17 protein-coding genes are annotated in these 20297 nt (G+C 36.7%); 1 reads left to right on the top strand and 16 read right to left on the bottom strand.

Annotated elements, in window-relative coordinates:
• Position 1: 1 nt before the first annotated feature.
• From yfmH to C683_RS06405, 16 genes are all read right to left on the bottom strand, one after another.
• Positions 2-1297, bottom strand: coding sequence for an EF-P 5-aminopentanol modification-associated protein YfmH (gene yfmH / locus C683_RS05110; protein ID WP_009491604.1), 1296 nt, complete (start codon positions 1295-1297; stop codon positions 2-4).
• A complete protein-coding gene (gene yfmF / locus C683_RS05105) occupies positions 1290-2549 on the bottom strand; it encodes an EF-P 5-aminopentanol modification-associated protein YfmF (protein WP_009491602.1) in 1260 nt (419 codons plus the stop codon). The genes yfmH and yfmF overlap by 8 nt, the downstream gene beginning before the upstream one ends.
• A 34-nt stretch (positions 2550-2583) precedes the next feature.
• Positions 2584-4467 (bottom strand): acyltransferase family protein, encoded by a 1884-nt coding sequence (locus tag C683_RS05100; RefSeq protein WP_009491600.1) that lies wholly within the window; start codon positions 4465-4467, stop codon positions 2584-2586.
• Between the two features lie 124 nt (positions 4468-4591).
• Positions 4592-5563 (bottom strand): ribose-phosphate diphosphokinase, encoded by a 972-nt coding sequence (locus tag C683_RS05095; RefSeq protein ID WP_009491589.1) that lies wholly within the window; start codon positions 5561-5563, stop codon positions 4592-4594.
• A 127-nt stretch (positions 5564-5690) separates the two neighbouring features.
• The gene (glmU, locus tag C683_RS05090) at positions 5691-7064 is read right to left on the bottom strand and encodes a bifunctional UDP-N-acetylglucosamine diphosphorylase/glucosamine-1-phosphate N-acetyltransferase GlmU (protein WP_009491587.1); all 1374 of its coding nucleotides are present in this window, start codon (positions 7062-7064) and stop codon (positions 5691-5693) included.
• Positions 7065-7105: 41 nt separating this feature from the next.
• Entirely contained in the window at positions 7106-7927 is an 822-nt protein-coding gene (gene purR, locus C683_RS05085; protein ID WP_040388743.1) for a pur operon repressor, read from the bottom strand.
• 26 nt (positions 7928-7953) lie between these two features.
• The gene (locus C683_RS05080) at positions 7954-8766 is read right to left on the bottom strand and encodes a metal ABC transporter permease (protein ID WP_009491583.1); all 813 of its coding nucleotides are present in this window, start codon (positions 8764-8766) and stop codon (positions 7954-7956) included.
• A complete protein-coding gene (locus tag C683_RS05075) occupies positions 8739-9425 on the bottom strand; it encodes a metal ABC transporter ATP-binding protein (protein ID WP_009491581.1) in 687 nt (228 codons plus the stop codon). The genes C683_RS05080 and C683_RS05075 overlap by 28 nt, the downstream gene beginning before the upstream one ends.
• Positions 9418-10293 (bottom strand): 4-(cytidine 5'-diphospho)-2-C-methyl-D-erythritol kinase, encoded by an 876-nt coding sequence (gene ispE, locus C683_RS05070; RefSeq protein WP_009491579.1) that lies wholly within the window; start codon positions 10291-10293, stop codon positions 9418-9420. The genes C683_RS05075 and ispE overlap by 8 nt, the downstream gene beginning before the upstream one ends.
• A gap of 153 nt (positions 10294-10446) precedes the next feature.
• The gene (locus tag C683_RS05065; protein ID WP_009491577.1) at positions 10447-11001 is read right to left on the bottom strand and encodes a hypothetical protein; all 555 of its coding nucleotides are present in this window, start codon (positions 10999-11001) and stop codon (positions 10447-10449) included.
• A gap of 62 nt (positions 11002-11063) precedes the next feature.
• On the bottom strand, positions 11064-11591 hold the full coding sequence (locus C683_RS05060) for an NYN domain-containing protein (protein WP_040388727.1): 528 nt from the start codon (positions 11589-11591) through the stop codon (positions 11064-11066).
• Positions 11588-12355 carry a 23S rRNA (guanosine(2251)-2'-O)-methyltransferase RlmB gene (gene rlmB / locus C683_RS05055; RefSeq protein ID WP_415710388.1) on the bottom strand — a complete coding sequence of 256 codons (768 nt, stop codon included), beginning with the start codon at positions 12353-12355 and terminating at the stop codon, positions 11588-11590. Before rlmB ends, C683_RS05060 begins: the two co-directional genes overlap by 4 nt.
• On the bottom strand, positions 12327-12725 hold the full coding sequence (locus C683_RS05050) for a Mini-ribonuclease 3 (RefSeq protein WP_009491574.1): 399 nt from the start codon (positions 12723-12725) through the stop codon (positions 12327-12329). The genes rlmB and C683_RS05050 overlap by 29 nt, the downstream gene beginning before the upstream one ends.
• Complete coding sequence (cysS, locus tag C683_RS05045) at positions 12725-14128, bottom strand: cysteine--tRNA ligase (RefSeq protein WP_009491573.1); 1404 nt, start codon at positions 14126-14128, stop codon at positions 12725-12727. Before cysS ends, C683_RS05050 begins: the two co-directional genes overlap by 1 nt.
• A 62-nt stretch (positions 14129-14190) precedes the next feature.
• The gene (gene gltX, locus C683_RS05040; RefSeq protein WP_009491572.1) at positions 14191-15663 is read right to left on the bottom strand and encodes a glutamate--tRNA ligase; all 1473 of its coding nucleotides are present in this window, start codon (positions 15661-15663) and stop codon (positions 14191-14193) included.
• A 145-nt stretch (positions 15664-15808) separates the two neighbouring features.
• On the bottom strand, positions 15809-19870 hold the full coding sequence (locus C683_RS06405; protein WP_051011336.1) for a Cna B-type domain-containing protein: 4062 nt from the start codon (positions 19868-19870) through the stop codon (positions 15809-15811).
• 190 nt (positions 19871-20060) lie between these two features.
• Here C683_RS06405 and C683_RS05030 point away from each other — a divergent pair, with 190 nt between their 5' ends.
• Positions 20061-20279 (top strand): hypothetical protein, encoded by a 219-nt coding sequence (locus C683_RS05030; protein ID WP_009491568.1) that lies wholly within the window; start codon positions 20061-20063, stop codon positions 20277-20279.
• Positions 20280-20297 lie beyond the last annotated feature (18 nt).

The following is a 20297-nucleotide window of genomic DNA, read 5'->3' as shown; positions in this document are numbered from 1 at the left end:
GCTACTCCTCTCTTTGTTGTACCGGCATAATAAATGCTTTTGTCATCGTATCATAGTCGATGATTTGATTCAATGCTCGTTTTACATCCTCTAAAGTGATAGAATTGATAATTTCTGGATGGTCAAATAAAACCACACCTTCGCCTTCATCATAATGATTTGCGATGTATTCTACCGAGTTTAGAGAATGGAATAAACGACCTAAATGACGTTTTTTCAAACGTTCTAAGCGTTCTTCAGTAATTACTTGTAATGGTAAGTTGAAAAGAACAGTTTCTAATAGGCGAGCAAAGCGATGCGGATCATTGCTATCGCCCCCTAATTCAAAGTAACATAAATCTTCTTCTAAATTGAAGTCATGATAGAAGCTATCATCAATGATTCCTTCTTCATACCATTCTCCATAAATTGGACTCGTATCGCCAAAAAGTAAGTCTAAACCATAACGAGCCGCAAACTCGAAGCGTTTTTTCTCTTTCGGATCTTCTGGGAAAGGTCCAAAGTAACGTCCACCAACGACCACTTTTGGACGGAAAACTTCCATTTCTAACGTGCTTTCATGAATGATAGATTCTTTGGATTGAACATAATGATAACGAGTAGGTTCTGGCATCGCGATATATTCTTTTTGCGCTTGATTTTTACGCACGGTCGCAAAAATTGCTTCTGGATCTACTGCTCCGACAACCAATAGTTGCATATTACTTGGATGATAGAACGTATCATAACTCATGTATAAATCTTCGGGACGAATTTCTTGAATGCTTTCTACCGTTCCTGCAATATCCACATGTAAAGGATGATCAGGGAATAAGTTTTTTAGCACCGCAAAACTCAAACGCCAATCTGGATTATCTTCATACATTTGAATTTCTTGTGCGATAATTCCTTTTTCTTTTTCCACTGTTTCTTCTGTGAAATAAGGAGTTTGCACAAAATCAAGTAATAATTCAATATTTTCTAGGACATGTTGTGTTGCTGAAAATAAATAGCTAGTTCTAGTAAAACTAGTAAAGGCATTTGCAGAGGCGCCAAGAGCACTAAATTTTTGGAAGACATCGCCTTCTTCTTTTTCAAACATCTTATGTTCTAAAAAGTGAGCGACTCCATCCGGAACCGTCGCAAATTGTTCTAATCCAATCGGTACAAATTTTGTATCGACAGAACCATAGTGAGTGGTAAATAAGCCATAAGTCTTATTAAATCCTGGTTTTGGAATCACCGTTACTTTTAGCCCATTGGCCATCGTTTCTGTATAGACCGTCTCTTGTAATGATTCGTATTCAATCTTATTCATCGTCGACTCCTTCTAAACAATAAATCGTTTCTAACGTAATTTTCTTCGCTACTTCTTGTACTTGTTCTCGAGTTACTTTTTGAATTTTCGCTTCAAAGTCTTGGTCTTCCACTTCTAAGAAGCGTAAACGACGACTTTCTTTTTCGATGAGATTTCTTGGTTGATCAAAACTCGCACGATATTGATTGCATAATAATGCTTTTGTTTTTTCTAAATCTTCCTCGGAAAAATCTCCTTGTTGTAATAGATATTGTTGCTGATCAATTAAATCTAAAACAAATTCTTTATTTTTCTTATTGATTCCTGCTTGAACCAATAACGTTCCACGATAAGCATCCGTATGACTAGAAGCATAATACGCTAGACTTTCACGTTCACGCACATTCATAAACAATTTAGAATGAGGATAACCACCAAATAAACCATTGAAGACTAAGAATGCTTCATAATCTGGAGTTCCATAATAAAATGGATGTTGGTAGCATAACGCTAGTTTGGATTGTGTTAGACGTTGAGTCTCTACTTCTTCTAAAATATCTTCTTCTTGTTCTTGACGATAAAAAGGTGACCAAAGTTCCACTTCTCGTGGTGTGAATGGAAATTGTTCTAAACGCGCAAAGATTTCTTCTTCATCGACATCTCCAGAAATGATAATTTCCATCGCATCATTCATCAACATCGATAAGTACGCTTGATATAACTCTTCTCCACTCACTTGAGAAATTCCTTCCATCGTACCGTAAAAAGGTGCGGCCTGTGCTAACTCTTTAAAGTGTAGAGATTGAATTCGTAAAATCGCATAATCTTGCTTATCTTCCATGACCATTTGCATGTATTCTAATAAATTACGACGTTCTCTTTCTAAAATTGTCGCATCAAAAGCTCCATTTTCTACTGCAGGATGGAACAAGATTTCTTCTAGGAGAGTGAAAATAGTTCCTAAAACATCCGTTTCTCCTGGTAAAAAACGATCATTTACAAAATGGAAATAGAACGTTACGATTTGGTCTTGCCCTTGGCGAGTACTACTTGCTTGATAGCTAGCTCCATATTCATCGGCCAAACGTTCATTTAACGATTGAATCGTTGGATAATTTTTCGCACTATTTCCCATTACCGCAGCTAATAAAGAACGTGTATTTAGGTTTTCATACGTTAATGGAGCACGAAAACGAACACATAGCTGGGTCGTTTTAAATTTCTTTTCCGGTAGAATACTGCACTGTATTCCTGCCATTAATTCTTTACGCATAACTTCACTCCTCTACTCCTTCTATTTTAGCATATTAGGAATCACTTTTTTCTGCCGCTAAAATATTTTTCAAGATTAAGTTCGTATAAACTTGGTTCCCTAAAGGTCCCATGTGAATTCCATCTTCACTAAACCAATCTGGATGTTGGTCAGCGATAGATTTCCAATCGATATAGTAAACATTTTTATGATCGTCAGCGACGGTCTTCATTTCATCATTGGCTTCTTGTTGCCAGTAACGTTTAACATTGGTATTAACTAAGAATAATTTTCTCTTACCAACAATTTTTAAAATTTCATCCATTGTGCCACCTTCAATCTCGCCATTATTTCCTAGATTCAAGACTACATTTTCTTGTAACATATTTTGATCTTTTAATTGTTGTAAAATTGACACCGCTTCTTGCATTTGACGTCCCACTTTAGCATCGATGTAGCATAAAGCATCTAATCCTTGGAAATCAGAAGAAGCTCCTACTAACACAGAATCTCCCACAATTGTAATTGGGATGTTGTTACAATCTTTAATTTCTTCATCGGTCATTGTTGCCCCTGGAACTTGAATGGATTTAGCATATTTCACCACTTCTTCATTTTGTGGGTAAGTTTTTTTCTTCTCTTTTACTTTTTCTTTGATTTCTTTATTGGCTTTTTGTAATTTTTCTTTCTTACTATTCAATTGTTTTTCTAATTTCACTTGTTCAGCATTTTTCTTTTGGTTTGGTGCTTTGACAAAAGCATAAACAAAGTTACCTGTAAATAAGACTCCAACCGCTAATAAAGTAAGGAACATTCTTTTATCAACAAAGTAACGGTGTTTACGATAAGTGCGCACTTCCATTTGCCAGAATCTAACAAAACGATGTGTGATTTCAGCAAATAAAAAGACAAGTGCCAATTGAATTAAAACATGAAGCCATAAATGCTTCCCAGTAATTCCTACCATTTTTCCATATAAAACAATGATTGGATATTGCCATAAATATAATTCATAACTACGTGAACCAATATAACGGAACACAGGATTAGAAAATAGACGATTGACTGGTTTACAGGCAATAACACTTCCTAATAATAAAGTACAAATAATGGCATTAAGAGGTAAATCTAACCAATAAGTGCTTCCTGCTTCTCCTTTTAACGTTAACGCTTGCGCAATACATAAAAGCACGGTACTAAAGCCGATGAATAATCCGCCCCAACGACTTAAAAATTCATGGATTCGACCACAAAATTCTAAAACAAAAGCTAATAATGCTCCTCCAAGCATTGGGTATACACGAGATAATGTATTGTAATACGCTTGGTTCAAGCCTAACGTTTTAAAGCTGACTCCCATAAAAATGGCAGAAAGAATAATTCCACCAATTAAAATTCCAGTTAAAATACGACGACGTTTTTGTGCTTCGTTGTCCGATTGTGCTTTTTGTAACCAACGGAAAGCGAAAATAAAAACAATCGGCCATAATAAATAGAATTGATTTTCAATCGATAAAGACCATAAATTAGCAAATGGAGATAATTCACTCATCTTCGCAAAGTAAGAAGAATCACTTGCTAATTGCCAAAAGTTATTCACTCCCAATAACGTGGTCACTACAATCGAACGGAAGTGATTTAAATAGTCTGGATTAATCCAAATGATAATCGCTCCAGCAGCCACAAAAAAGGCAATCAACGGTGGCCACAAACGAGCAATACGACGTTTATAAAAATTACCAATACGAATATTTTTCGTTTCTTTCCATTCTTTTAATAAAATTGCAGTCATTAAGTACCCAGAAATCACAAAAAATAGAGGCACTCCGATAAAGCCTCCTGGGAAATATTGAGGTAATAAATGATATAGTAAAACGAAGACCACAGCAATCGTTCTTAAGCCATCAATCCCCGTAATGTACCGTAGTTTTCCTGACATGTCCACCCTTCTTCCTTGGGAAATTATATTTTCATTATACCTATTTTATAGAAAGATACCAAACAAAAAAGACAAAAAAACCGAAGTACAAAGACTCCAGTTTTTTTCTTTGGTTCGTTTAAAATTAACGACGATTTTGTTCAAAAAGTGGACTCACTGGACGATTTTCATGAATGCGTTTGATTGCATCCCCAATTAATCCGCCAACGCTAATTTCTGTAATCTTATCGATGCGACGATCTTCTGATAAACAAATTGAATCTGTCACAACTAAATGCTCAATTGCTGAATCTTCAATACGTTCTAAAGCTGGTCCTGATAAAACCGCATGTGTGCAGCAAGCTAAAACTTCAGTTGCGCCAGCTTCTTTCAAAGCGCTCGCTCCTAAAGTAATCGTTCCTGCAGTGTCAATCATATCGTCAATTAAGATACAACGTTTTCCTTTTACATCCCCAATGATGTTCATTACTTCAGCAACGTTTGCACGTGGACGACGTTTATCAATAATAGCGATTGGTGCTTTTAAGTGTTCTGCTAATTTACGAGCACGAGTCACTCCTCCGTGGTCTGGAGAAACAACGACTGTGTCATCTCCAACATAACCATGATCTAAGAAGTAATCTGCTAATAATGGAGCACCCATTAAATGATCGACCGGAATATCAAAGAAACCTTGAATTTGTGCCGCATGTAAATCTAACGTTAACATACGAGTTGCCCCAGCTTTTTCTAACATGTTAGCTACTAATTTGGCAGTGATTGGTTCACGAGAGCGAGCTTTACGATCTTGACGAGCATAACCATAATATGGCATTACGACATTGATTGTTGCTGCACTAGCACGTTTTAATGCATCAATCATAATTAATAATTCCATTAAGTTATCGTTTACTGGATTACTTGTTGATTGAATCACATAAACGTGAGAACCACGGATACTTTCTTCAATATTGATTTGGATTTCTCCATCACTAAATTTTTTCACTGAGCATTTTCCTAATTCAACGCCTACTGCGTTGGCAATTTTCTCAGCTAATGGTCGGTTTGAGTTTAAAGAAAAAATCTTTAATTTGGGATCTGAATAATGTTCAGTCATGATTTCCTCCACTTTCTTTACTGCTTTTATAAACAAATATTCTATAATTACATCTCTCATTTTAGATATTTTTCTATGGAAAATCAAGGTAAGGACGAAAAAAAGGAAGGCTTCGCCTTCCCTTTTTTTATTTTTTAAATTGTGGTAATTGGTGAACATATTCTTCTTTATTTGTTTGACGTTCACGAGCAATCGCCATTGCTTCACTAGGTACATCTTTATTAATGGTAGAACCAGCAGCGATAAAGGCATCTTTCCCAACATGAACAGGAGAAACAATATTGGCATTAGAACCAATGAATGCGCCATCTTCAATATCACTATGGTGTTTATTGACACCATCATAGTTGACAAAAATAGCACCACAACCAACATTGATGTTTTCACCAAGTGTGGCATCCCCAATATATGCTAAGTGTCCTGCTTTGGTTCCATTTCCAATCGTCGCATTTTTCACTTCTACAAAGTTTCCAATGTGAACACGTTCTTTTAATTCTGCATTTGGACGTAAACGAGCCATTGGTCCAACATCAGAACCACGACCTACTTTTGCTTGTTCTAAATGAGAAGCATAAATCGCTACTTCATCGGCTAATTCACTATCGACAATAACAGAGTTACTGCCAATGAAACAATCGGAACCAATCACTGTTTTTCCTTTTAATTGAACATTAGGTTCAATCACTGTATCAGCACCAATCACAACATCATTTTCAATATAAGTGTGACTTGGATCAACAATTGTTACGCCATTGCGCATATGAGCAATCGCATTACGTAAAAACATGCTTTGGTTTGCTTTTGCTAAAGCTACACGGTCGTTAACCCCTAAAGATTCTTCTGGGTCTTCCATAATGTGAGCACTTACTTTTTCCCCAGCATTTTGTAATAGCCCAATCACATCTGGTAAGTAATATTCACCTTGAGCATTATCATTTCCCACTTGATGTAACATAGTAAATAATGCTTCATTATCAAAGCAATAAGTTCCAGTATTGATCTCTTGAATTGCTTTTTCTTCTTCTGTCGCATCTTTTTGTTCGACAATTTTTTGCACCGCACCGTTTTCATCGCGCACAATACGGCCATATCCTGTTGGGTCTTCCATAAACGCAGATAAAATCGTTGCTTTGGCTTTACTTGCTTCATGTTCTTCAAATAAGGCTTGTAATGTACTTGCTTGTAATAATGGTGTATCACCACAAATAACTAACGTTGTGCCTTCTTTTCCTTCTAACATTGGAGCAGTTTGCAATACGGCATGTCCCGTTCCTAATTGCTCTTCTTGTAACGCATATTCTACACGGTCTTGTAATAAAGATTGAACTTTTTCTGCTCCACATCCAACCACCGTAACAATTTTTTCTGGTTGAATTTCTTCTGCTTGGGAAACCACATGGTCTACCATTGATTTTCCTGCCACAGGATGTAACACTTTATATAATTTAGATTTCATACGTGTTCCTTGTCCTGCTGCTAAAACGACAACATAACGATTCATCGTTTTTCCCCCTCATACTTTCTAATTTTCATCTTTTCTTTTTATAATAATTCCATGTAATTTCCTGGAACTACCGTAATGGTTTTGGTTGGAACATCCACTTTTTCTACACTTAATAGAGAAGTATAGTCATCCACTAAGCGATTTCCTTTAAAAGAAGAAGCCGCAAAAACGACAATCCCTACTAAAGTGGCATTAAACTCTTCAATCATACTCTTCATACCGTTTACGGTACCGCCACCTTTCATAAAATCATCCACCACAAGCACACGACTACCTTCTTTTAAGCTACGTTTGGATAATTCCATTTTTTCGACTCGGGCACTAGAGCCAGAAACATAATTGACACTAACCGTAGAGCCTTCAGTAATTTTGGAATCACGACGGACAATCACAAAAGGAACGTTCAAATAAGAAGCTACGGCTTGAGCAATCGGAATTCCTTTTGTTGCCACCGTCATGACGGCATCTACTTTTTGTTCGCCATACTTACTAGCAATTAAGCGTCCAATTTCACGTAAAATTTTTGGGTCCCCTAGTAAGTCAGATAAGAAAACATATCCCCCTGGAAGCAAACGGTCTTTTTCTGAAAGACGGTCACAAAGCGATTGTAAAAATGCTCGTGCTTCCGCATCCGTCATTTTAGGAATATAGCGCACTCCACCTGCTGCTCCAGGTAACGTTTCTAATACTCCAATGCCACGTTCCGCAAACGTCTTTTTAATGATGGCTAAGTCTTCACTAATAGAAGATTTGGCAGAAGAGTAGCGTTTGGCAAAATAAGTCAACGGTGTTAATTGATAAGGACGTTCTAAAAAATAATAGGTCATATCGACTAAACGACTACTTCTACGAATTTTCATGTGCTCTTCACTCATTCTATTTCCTCCTATGATCGTACTTTGCGAATCATCCACTGGCCAAGTGAACAAAGTAAAAATAAGCCAATAAAAATTAAGGTAATCATGGCTCCTGGAGCGACATCTAATTGGTAAGAAGTGACTAATCCGCCAATCATTCCTAAAAGACCAATTCCAATGCCATAAAAGACCACACTATTAAAACTTTTCCCTAGTTTCATTCCAATTGCGGCAGGTAAAATCATAACCGCAGACACTAATAAAGACCCAGCAATTGGAATCATAATGGTAATCGCTACCCCAGTAAAGATATTAAATAATAAAGACATAAAGCGCACCGGTAATTGATCTACATGGGCAATGTCTTCATCAAAGGTTAACACATACATGGGACGCTTAAATAAAAGAAATAGTACTAACATCGTTAACGTTAATACTAACAATAAAACGACTTGTGCGTTTGAAATCGTAATGATGGAACCAAATAAAAATTGATTAATTTTCATCGGCGCATCATCGGATAAGCCCATTAATAATAAAGCGAGTGCTAATCCACCAGACATTATCATGACGGTAGAAATTTCTGAATAAGATTTATACATAAAACGCAAAATCTCTAAAAGCACAGCGGCTAAAATAACAATCGCTAACGTAGTAATCGTTGGATTCACTCCTAAAAAGAAGCCAAGGGCAATTCCTGCTAAAGAAACATGGCTTAATGTATCTGCCATTAATGATTGTCGTCTTGTAACTAAAAAAACGCCCAATAATGGAGCTAATACAGCCATACATAAAGAGGCAAATAAAGCCCGAATCATGAATGCATATGAAAACATCTCCATGGACAATCCTCCTTCCGCACAAGATGAATTTGACGGTCAATATAAGGCTCAATTTCTTCATAATCATGGGTAACCATCAAAATTGCTTTATGGTGCTCATGCGCATTATGGCGCAATAATTCATAAAATTTATGGCGAGTCTCATCGTCCATTCCTGTCGTTGGTTCATCTAAAATTAATAAATCTGGATCTAATGCGAATAAACGAGCTAAACAAATTCGCTGTTTTTGTCCACCAGAAAGTTCGCCAATTCGACGATGACGATAATCCCACATACCAACTGATTGTAATGCTTTTTCTACTCGCTGATGGTCTTCTTTGGTTAAACGACGGAACCATTTCCCACGAGGATAACGTCCGGATTGCACAAGTTCTAATACTGTACTTGGAAATCCTGCATTAAAGGACGCAATTTGTTGGGGAATGTATCCCGTTACCATCTTTTTCCCATCAATATTTTTAGCGGCCAAATGAACCGACCCTTTTTTGGGTTTTAATAAGCCTAAAATATTTTTTAGTAACGTTGATTTTGCGGCTCCATTTTCTCCGGTTAACACCACAAATTCTCCTGGTTTCACATCAAAAGAGATATGGCTTAAGACTGGTGTTTTATCATAAGAAAATTGTAAGTTATCAACGACTAAATATGGATCACTCATCCTCATTCCTCCTTTGATGAACGGGTCGTGTTAAATAAATTTCTTTACAAAAACCACGTAAAGCATTCATTGCTCGCTGTGCTTTTTGTTCCTTTTTAAATAAACCTACCATCGTAGGTCCAGTACCCGACATAAATACGGCATCCGCCCCTACTTTTTCTAACGTTTTACGAATCCGCAATAGTTCAGGACATAGTTGAGTCGTCACAGGTTCTAAATCATTCCCAGCATAATGGCAAATCTCTGCGTAGTCGCCCATTTCTATTCCTTCTCGTACCTTTTGCACTTCGCAAATCGGAAGTGATTCTAAAGATAACGCCTGGAAAACTTTTGGCGTTGAAATACTTACTGCCGGTTTTGCTAGTAATAAATAACAATGTGGCATCTTAGGTAAAAACGTTAATTCATTGCCAATTCCTTCCGCATAAGCAGTGGAAGAATATAAACAATAAACGACATCGCTCCCAATATCTGCCCCAATTCGTGCGAGCTCTTCTAATGGAGCGTTAATTTGCCATAAACGATTTAATCCTCGCAATGTCGCTGCAGCATCACTGCTACCACCACCCATTCCTGCAGAAACAGGAATTTTTTTATATAACGAAATATTCGCTCCTTGAACAATACCATAGGTTTCTTGTAAGAGCGTGGCTGCCTGTAGAATATAGTTCCTACCATCGCGCGGTAAAAAACTATTATCCATTTCTAGCTGGATTTTCCCATCTTCTCGCAGTGAAAAAGAGAGATGATCTGCTAGATCGACACTCGTCATTACGGTTTGTACATCATGATATCCATCCATGCGACTCCCTTGAATATTCAAGGCAATATTGATTTTTCCCCAAGCCGTTTCTTTTACTTCCACCATTTCTCTCCATCCTTTTATTGTTCGTTTTATTATATCATAAATGAGCGAACAAACGGAAAAATACCTTCGTTTTAATTCATTCGGTTCAAAACAAAACGAATTTTTCCGAATAAAACTGTCGGATTTTACAAAAAAGAGAGTGGAAATCCACTCTCATTGTAGTTGTTCTTTAATTTGTTTTAGCAACATTGTCGTATATTTTGTTCCACGATGAAGTTCTTTTGAACAAGTGCGTAAAGATTTTCCTTCCAAACGAGAAAGGAGTAATTGACAAACTTCATACGTTGCTATCGTACAAATGGATTGTTGCCACCATAATTGCGTTACGATAGCTTCATACGTGTCTACTTCACAATACGTCAGACTCTCTTGTTCTACCCAAGTCGTCGTTTGATTCACATTGCGTTTGGCTGCTCTTTCATAACGCCACTCATTTAAAAAATGATTGGACAAACTGTGATGAAAGTAGCTAAAAAAGACACGTTCAAAATCTTGGTTTTTCCAACTTCTTTTATCTTGAAATTGGTGAATTAATTGAAACAGAACAATCATTGCCTCCTGCTCCCGGTCTTGTTCGTCCCAATAATAAAGATGATATTTTTGTTTTGCTCGATACATCGCATGATAGGTAAGATGACAAAGGTAACAAAAATAGTACTCTATTTGTTGGGAACAACAATAGACATGACGTAGTGTGTAGGCAATCATTGCTCGCTCCTATCTTCTAGCGAACACCACCATTATAACGCAATAAAAAAACAAAACAACCCTCAGTCTTTCCCTTGTAAATTCTCCATTAATTGTTGTAAAGAATCCAGTTGTGTTTCATCCCAAGGGACATTGCGTTTATAATTTTGAAACTGTGTTTGATACGCTTCTTTTTCAATCGCCTTTTTTTCTCGATGAACGTCTTTATAAAGTTCTCGAGCAGATTTTCGTAAGGCTCCGACGGAAAAAATTTGCCACTGTTCTGCCAAATCACTCGTTGCTACAGTGACTTGAGTTAAGACATTCATTCGTTCTTTTGCCAGTGCTTCAATATACGTATCTGCCGTTTCATCTTTGGCCGTAAAAACAACTTGTAGCTTATACTGCTCATAAGTTTGTGTAATTCCTGGGACAAACTGAGCATCAAAAACAACGATGACTTCTATTCCTTTAAACTTCGCATATTCTGATAAATCTTTGAGGAGCGCTTCTCTTGCCTCTTCTAATTCATCTTTTTTCTTGAAAGGAATCAAATTGGGCCAAGCTCCAATCATGTTATAGCCATCGACAATCAATACTTGGTGCTTCATTTGCCTAAAGGATGACGGAAACGATACATTTCATAAAGCAATAAACCAGAAGCCACACTTGCATTTAAACTTTGCACATGTCCAACCATTGGAATGGTTAATAGTTCATCGACTTCTTTTTTCAATGTCGCTTGCATCCCTTTTCCTTCATTCCCAATAATTAACGCCACTTTGCCAGAAACATTCCAGCTACGGTAATCAGACCCTTGCATGTCTGTTCCAAAGATCCAAAATCCTTCGTCTTTTAATTTTTTCACCGCTTGCGTTAAGTTGGTTACTCGCATGACAGGAACATGTTCAATTGCCCCTGTAGAAGTTTTAGCGACAATTGGTGTAATTCCACAAGCACGATGTTTAGGAATAATCACTCCATCGACTCCTGTCGCATCACAAGTTCGTAAAATCGAACCGAGATTATGAGGATCTTCAATACGATCTAAAATTAAAAAGAAGGGATCTTCTTTTTGTTCACAAATCGCTTTTACTGTGCTTACAAAATCAGCGTAGGCAAAAGGAGTCGTTCGTAAGACAACTCCTTGGTGATTGCCTTTTTCCGCCATTTTTTCTAAGTTCGCTTTTGGTTGTTTGACCACTGGAACTTTCTTTTCTTTGGCTTTTGCTAAAATTTGTTGGATTTTTTCTCCTTTTAATTCTTGTTGGACAAAGAGTTTATCTCCTTTTCCTTGTTGAAGCGCTTCGAATACCGCATGGCGACCAAAAACGATATTTTCTTCTTTATTTTCCATGTTTTTCCCCTTTATCAATACACCATTGACATAATTCTTGTTCTCGTTCTTTTTGACCGGTTAAGTGAAGATAGCCTACTAACGCTTCAAATCCTGTCGCAATACGATAGGTTGTAATATCGGCATTTTTCGCTGCCGTATGACTTTTAGCATTGCGTCCACGACGATAAATTAATTCTTCTTCTTCCGTTAACCAGTTTTCTTCTAATAATTGTTTCATTAAACGCGCTTGTCCTTTGGCAGAAACAAAACGAGTTGCTGCATGATGCAATTGATTCGGTCTTGTTTTTCCTTGAGAGACTAAATAATCACGAATATATTGCTCATATACCGCATCTCCCACATATGCTAAGGCAAGGCCATTTAATTGTTTATAATCTACTGCCATTACACACGTCTCCATTTCGTTCCTTGACGAGTATCGTCTAATAGAATTCCTTTTTCTTTTAATTCATCACGAATGGCATCACTCGTCGCAAAATCTTTATTTTTACGTGCTTCGTTGCGTTTTTCAATTAACGCTTCGATTTCTTCATCTAATAAATCTTCTTCTTTCCAAGTCAAACCTAATACGTCATACCATTCCGCAAATAAAGCTAAGGCGTCTCCTAACACGACTTTACTTGTTGGTTCTTCTTTGACATATTGGTTGACCCATTTCACTAATTCGTAAATGGCTGTCATTCCGTTGGCTACGTTAAAGTCATCATCCATCGCATTGATGAAAGCAGCACGTAATCCTTCCATCATCGTTAAATGAATCGGATCTTTTTCTTGTTGTTCTGCCGCATTTTTTTCATAAAAACGGCAAGTTTCCACCGCATTTTGTAAGCGCTCCATATTATTTTTGGCTTCTTCTAATGTTTCAGCACTAAATTGTAATGGGCGACGGTAATGCGTCGTTGCCATAAAGAAACGTAAGTCATTCCCTGGCATTTTTTCTAACAAATCACGCACGGTAGTGAAGTTTCCTAAAGACTTACTCATCTTTTCCCCATCGCCAACGGTAACATATCCATTATGTAACCAATAATGAGCAAAAGTAGCGTGATTATGACATTCACTTTGCGCAATTTCATTTTCATGGTGTGGGAACTCTAAGTCTTGTCCACCACCGTGAATATCAATCGTTTCTCCTAAAATAGAGTTTGCCATTACGGAACATTCAATATGCCATCCTGGACGACCTTCCCCAAATGGAGATTCCCATTTGATTTCGCCTGGTTTGGCTTGTTTCCATAACGCAAAATCTAAAGGATCTTTTTTCTTACTTTGTTCTTCTCCTGTGCGTTGGCTAGCACCTACTTCTAATTCGTCAATTGATTGATGACTTAATTTTCCATAGTCCGCAAAAGAACGAGTAGAAAAGTACACATCGCCATCACTTTCATAGGCATAGCCTTTTTCGATTAAATCAGAAATATAAGCAATGATTTGATCCATATAATCCATTACACGTGGATTTTGAGTTGCAGGTAAAACATTTAACGCTGCCGTATCTTCTTTGTAAGCTTCAATATAACGGTTCGCTACTTCTACAGGAGAAATATTTAACTCATTGGCACGACGGATGATTTTATCATCAACATCTGTGAAGTTAGAAATATATTCTACTTCATAGCCACGATACATCAAGTAACGACGAATCACATCAAAAGCTACTGCACTACGAGCATTTCCAATATGAATGTAGTTATAAACGGTTGGACCGCAGACATACATTTTTACTTTTCCTTCTTCTAAAGGAATAAATTCTTCTTTTTGTCGGGATTCTGTATTATAAAGTTTCATACTAACCTCGTTTCTAAAAGTCGCTCTTTATAAGAAAGGGAGGCAGGAAATCCTGCCTCTCCTTACTTACCTAATACTTCTTTCAAGTGACTTAATGTTTTTTCTTTTCCTAATAAAGAGATGGTTCCAGGTAAATCTGGTCCATGCATCACACCTGTGGTTGCGACACGGATTGGCATAAATAAACCGCGTCCTTTTACTTTCGTTTCTTTTTGTACTTCTTTTAGCATTGCTTTGACTGCAGGAGCATCTAAGTCTTCTGCTGGCATTGCTTCTACTTTATTCATGAAAGCTTCAATGACTACTGGAGCTGTTTCTTCTTTTAAGACTTCTTTTTCTACATCGCCTAATGTTGGATAGTCCGCAAAGAATAATTCAGATAAAGGAACGATTTCTGCGCCATAAGACATTTGTGGTTGATATAACGCTACTAATTCTTTAACCCAAGCCATTTTTTCTTCTGATGGATGTTCTTCCACTAATCCTTCTTTTTGTAAGAATGGTAGGCAAAGAGCAGTTGCTTCATCTAAGGTTAATTCTTTCATGTAGTGGTTGTTAATCCACTCTAATTTTTTAGCATCAAACGCAGCTGGAGATTTACTTAAACGATGTTCATCGAATAAAGAAATTAATTGTTCTTTAGAGAAGATTTCGTCTTCCCCTTCTGGAGACCAACCTAATAAAGCAATAAAGTTGAACATTGCTTCTGGTAAGTATCCTAAATCACGATATTGTTCGATGAATTGTAAAATGGTTTCATCACGTTTAGATAATTTTTTCCCTGTTTCGCTGTTGATGATTAATGTCATATGACCAAATTGAGGAACGTCCCATCCTAATGCTTCATAAATCATCATTTGTTTTGGTGTGTTGGCGATATGGTCATCCCCACGTAAAACATGAGTAATTTCCATTAAGTGATCATCGATAACTACCGCAAAGTTGTAAGTAGGCATGCCGTCACGTTTTAAGATGACAAAATCTCCTCCTACACTCTTACTATCGATAGAAATATTTCCTTTTACCATATCGTCCCAAGCGTACGTTCTTCCTTCTGGTACACGGAAACGAATAACATATTCTTTTCCTTCTGCTTCATAAGCAGCTTCTTGTTCTTTTGTTAAATGAGCACAAGTTCCTGCATAATGAGGCATTTCTCCACGTTCACGTTGTGCTTCACGTTCTTGTTCTAATTCTTCCTCAGTGCAGTAGCATTTATACGCCAATCCTTTTTCTAATAATTCATTGATGTAACGCATGTAAATATCTTTACGTTCTGATTGACGATAAGGACCAAATTTTCCAGGGTTTGCTGGGCTTTCATCCCAATCTACCCCTAACCATTCTAAGTTTTCTAATTGGCTTTGTTCCCCATTTTCAATATTGCGTTTTGTATCTGTATCTTCAATACGGATTACCATTTCGCCATCATTGTGACGCGCAAATAAATAGTTAAATAAGGCTGTACGAGCATTCCCAATATGTAAATGCCCTGTTGGACTTGGTGCATAACGCACACGAACTTTATCACTCATTAGTTATTCCTCTTTCTTCTTATATTCATTATTAATACTAGCGATTTTTCTTATCGCTTGCAAGTTTATCCGACCGGTTTTTTCTTATTTATTATAAAAAAGAAACGAACATCTCTTCTTCATCGAAGAAATGTTCGCTTTTTATCTAAGAACGATATTTTTTATATAAAAAGAATAAAATGACCGCACTTGAAACCAAAGCCCATCCCACTAGAATAAATTCTAAAGAAGAACGAGTTCCTGTTTGAGGTAATTTTCCCTTTTCTTTGCGTTCTTCTTTTGTTGGTTTGGCTGAAGAACTTGTTTTTGGTGGAAAGATTTCTCCTTCTCTTGTACTTTCTGATGATGAAGAAGTAGAAGATTCACTTTCTTCTGTTGTACTTGATTCGGTACTATGAGTGGAAGAAGTTGTTTCTGTACTTTCTGTAGATTCCACTGGTTTTGTTGTTTCTGTTGATTCGATTGGAGTCGTTGTTTCTGTGCTCTCTACAGGAACAGAAGATTCTGTCGCATCTTCTTTTGTCGACTCCGTATCAGAACTTTCTACTGGCGGAGTCACCGGTGGAACGGGTGGTTTTGGTGGTTTTGTATATGTATTTATAATGACCACTGTGCCATCTTCTCCTACTTTTTGACTCGTTTCATAACCTAGTACTTTTGTTACTTCTTTTACTTCATAGTTTACTTTTTTCCCATCTACCTTTTCTGGCAAATGACTCCAAGTATAACTCCATTGGTTCTCTTCATTTAAGAAAACAGGTTCTCCTTTTTCTTTTCCATCCGCATACAATTGAACTTTAATGGCTTCTGGACGCTTTTTATCTTCATTGTTGTTATCTTCCCAACGCTTCATCACGGTTAGATGCGTCTCATTTGGCGCATGGGTATTGGTGATGGTCGTGCCTTCAATTTTTCCTGTATAATTTGGAATTTTATCTTCGGTCACTGTATATTGAATTTCTTTTCCCTCTTCAAATTTTGGTAAATTCGTAAATTCATAAGACCAACGATCACCTGTACCTGTCACTTCTTTTTTCGCCACTTCTTTTCCGTTGGCATAAAGATGAATCTCAATCGATTCTGGTCTTACTCCATCTTGATTATGATGGTCTTCCCACACTTTTTCCCCTCGAATTTCTGTTGTTTCTGGTTTTTCTGGTGGTGTGACTGGTGGAGTCACTGGCGGGACAAAAGTATTCACAATAATAAATGAAGTCAGTCCTTCTTTGGTCACTGTACTTGTATAATCTTTTGGTATCGATTTTTCCTTGACCGTATAAATGATTTTTTTGCCTGTCTCATTTTCTTTCAATCCTGTCCATTGATAAGACCAGTGATTTTTTTCATTGAGTTCAATCGCTTCTCCTTGTGGTTTTCCATTAGCATACAATTGTACTTGAATTGAGGAAGGACGTTTATTTTCCGCATTATTATCATCTTTCCATTCTTTTTTCACCGAGATCTGAGTTGTCTCTGGTTGATACGTATTTGTAATGGTGGTTCCTTCAATTTTTGTTGTATATTCTGGAACTTTCTCTTCTTTGATGGAATAATGAATTTCTTTGCCCTCTTTATATTTTGGCAGATTTTTGAAAGAAAATTGCCATTCATTTCCTTCTCCATGTACTAATTGTTTATCTACTTGAACACCGTCGGCATATAAGAAAACTAAAATCGCCTTGGGACGTTTTTGGTCTTCATTATTATGGTCTTGCCAAATTTTCTTTCCTTTAATCTCAGTTTGTTCTGGCGCATAAGTATTAGTCAAAACAATCGTGCCATCCGGACGAATGGTTTGGCTAGAAGTATAGCCTGGAACGTTAGAAATTTCTTTGACTTCGTAATGAATTTCTTTTCCTGCTTCATTTTGAGGTAAATGATCCCACGTGTAGCTCCATTTATTTTTTTCATCTAAAGTGATAGGAGTACCTTTCTCTTTTCCATTCGCATAAAGTTGAACCTGAATCGAGGAAGGACGTTTTCCATCTTGATTTCCTTCATCTTCCCAACGTTTTAATACACTGATATGTGTTTCATTAGGACTATGTGTATTGGTAATCGTAGTTCCTTCAATTTGACCTGTGTAATTAGGAATTCGGTCTTCTGTAACGGTATATTGAATTTCTTTCCCATTTTCATATTTTGGCAGATGGGTAAATTCATAGTTCCATGTATCTCCTGTTCCTGTAATCACTTGAGTAGAAACTTCTTTTCCGTTGGCATACAAGTGAATCATTAATTTCGCTGGACGTTGTTTATCTTGGTCTTGTCCATCGCGCCAAATTTTCTTACCTTTGATGGAGGTATATTCTACTTCATGACGGTTAGTAATGACAAAGGTACCATTCCCTTCATCTGTAATAGAAGTCTCATATCCTGGAATCTTAGAAATTTCTTTGACACTGTAACGAATTTTTTTGCCATCTTTATTTTCATCTAATCCGTCCCAACTGTAACTCCAATGATTATTTTCATTTAGAGTTACAGGATGACCAACCTTAATCGTATCATTCGCGTACAATTGAACTTGAATCGAAGTTGGACGTTTGCCATCTTGATCGTCTTTATCATCCCAAGCTTTTAACACATCAATGCTCGTTTTATTCAGTTTGTGTGTATTCACAATGATACTTTCTTTATTTGTACTTACATAATTAGGAATTTTATCTTCTCGGACAATGTATTGAATTTTTTTACCGTCTTTATATTTTGGTAAATTTGTAAATTCATACTTCCATTCATCGCTCACACCCGTCACGACTTTTTGATCTACTTCGACACCATCCGCATATAGACGAACGATAATAGAAGAGGGGCGGACATTATCTTGATTATGATTATCTTGCCATACTTTTAAGCCCCGAACTTCTGTTTTTTCTGGTTCATGCGTATTGGTAATTAAAAAAGAACGATTTACACGTTCCACTTTTGTGGTGTATCCTGGAACATTACTTACTTCTTTAACGGTATATTCAATTTTTTGTCCATTTTCTTTTGTTGGTAAATCTTTCCAAGTGTAAAACCAATGATTACTGTCATTTAAAACTACTTTTTCTCCTTTTGGTTTTCCATTGGCATATAATTGTACCTCGATGAACTCTGGACGAATTCCATCTTGGTCATTGGCATCGATCCATTGTTTTTTAACATTCAGTTCAGTTTTACTGGTCGGAGTATCTCCACCACCACTACCGCCAAGATAAACATTGTCGATGGAAATATTACTATTGTCTGTAGTTGGTTGATTATCATAAAACTTCTTGTAAGTAGCTTTTGATTGGTTCTCAAATTCTTTTTGTGATAAATCAGTAATCTTTGTACGATAACGTACTGTTACGGTCGTATAGCGAATTTTATCTTGATTAATAGTGATTTTGAAATGATTTTTATCTCCATCGATTAACTCGATTTTCCCATATCCTTTTTCGACGAATTCTTGAGGGGTTAGTGTGCAGTTATGAGCACTATCTGAATTCATCGTACTATCTAGATAAATTTCACATTTATCCCATAGCATCTCTTGACCTGAACCAATTTGGTCTTCAATCACAATATCAGAAGAAAGATAGTCTTTATTTAAATTCGCATTTAGCCAATAAGTTACCTCATGATTAGCATCTTTTTCAATGGTCCCTGTCTTATAATAAAACGGATATTTACCTCCTCCAGGTCCAACCGTCTCTGAAGGTTGGATCGTAACTGATGGTGGAGTAATTCCAGAAATACCAAAATCACTAGTAATCGTTACTGGACGTCCTTCGGTTCCATCTTTTCCTGTTTTATTATTTGCAGTACAAGTAAATTCAAAATTTCCATGTACATGGTCTAGTTTTTCAACTTCATCAGTGAAAGTCACTTGCACCTGACCATTAGAAATTACTACTCGGCCAATGGTTTTACCATCAGACGTTCTTAAATCATAACTATGGTTATACGCCTCTAGTGCACCACTACTATCATTGGGTAATTGTAAAGTAAGGGTGTCCCCAGGTTTGATTTGTTGCGAAGATTTCTCAGAGAAAGAAACCTCAACTTTGACATTACTTCCATCTTGTACATCATGGGGTTCGATGGTGATGGAATCAATAATCCCTGAAGCATTTAGATTAGTCCTTGTTTGTGCAAAGACAAAGGGGGTACTAAGAGGTAAAACATTAATAACTACTAACAATATAGACAAAAAACAACACAAAATTTTCTTTTTCATATTCCTTTTCCTCTATTCCACTTAATCTATATTTTCCCCTTCATTGTATAGCAAATAACTTAACATTGTATTCTCTATTAAAAAAAATTTATTTTTTTTCAGTTTCTACCCAAAAAATCTTATCTTTGATTCGTTTATATATAAGTGAAAGCGCCCGGGAGCTTCAATCAACATAAAGGAGCGATTAAAAATGTCAAATTTTGAAAAAGCAAATGTCATTTATCATTTCAGTTATGTAGCAGATCCTGAGAAAAAAGTGCACGTCTCTGTGCCTTATTTAACAGAAAAAGCCAGTGATGAAAATATTCATCGTTTTGGTAAAGCAATCCATCAATTGATGAAGGAAGATTTACAATATGATGGAGCTAGCCGTGAAATTTATGAACTCGTTCCAGAAAAAGAAGCATAGTACCATTTGAAGGAGGTT

The sequence above is a fragment of the Catellicoccus marimammalium M35/04/3 genome (assembly GCF_000313915.1).
GTDB classification, from domain to species: domain Bacteria; phylum Bacillota; class Bacilli; order Lactobacillales; family Catellicoccaceae; genus Catellicoccus; species Catellicoccus marimammalium.
This window is presented reverse-complemented; position numbering and strand designations above follow the sequence as displayed.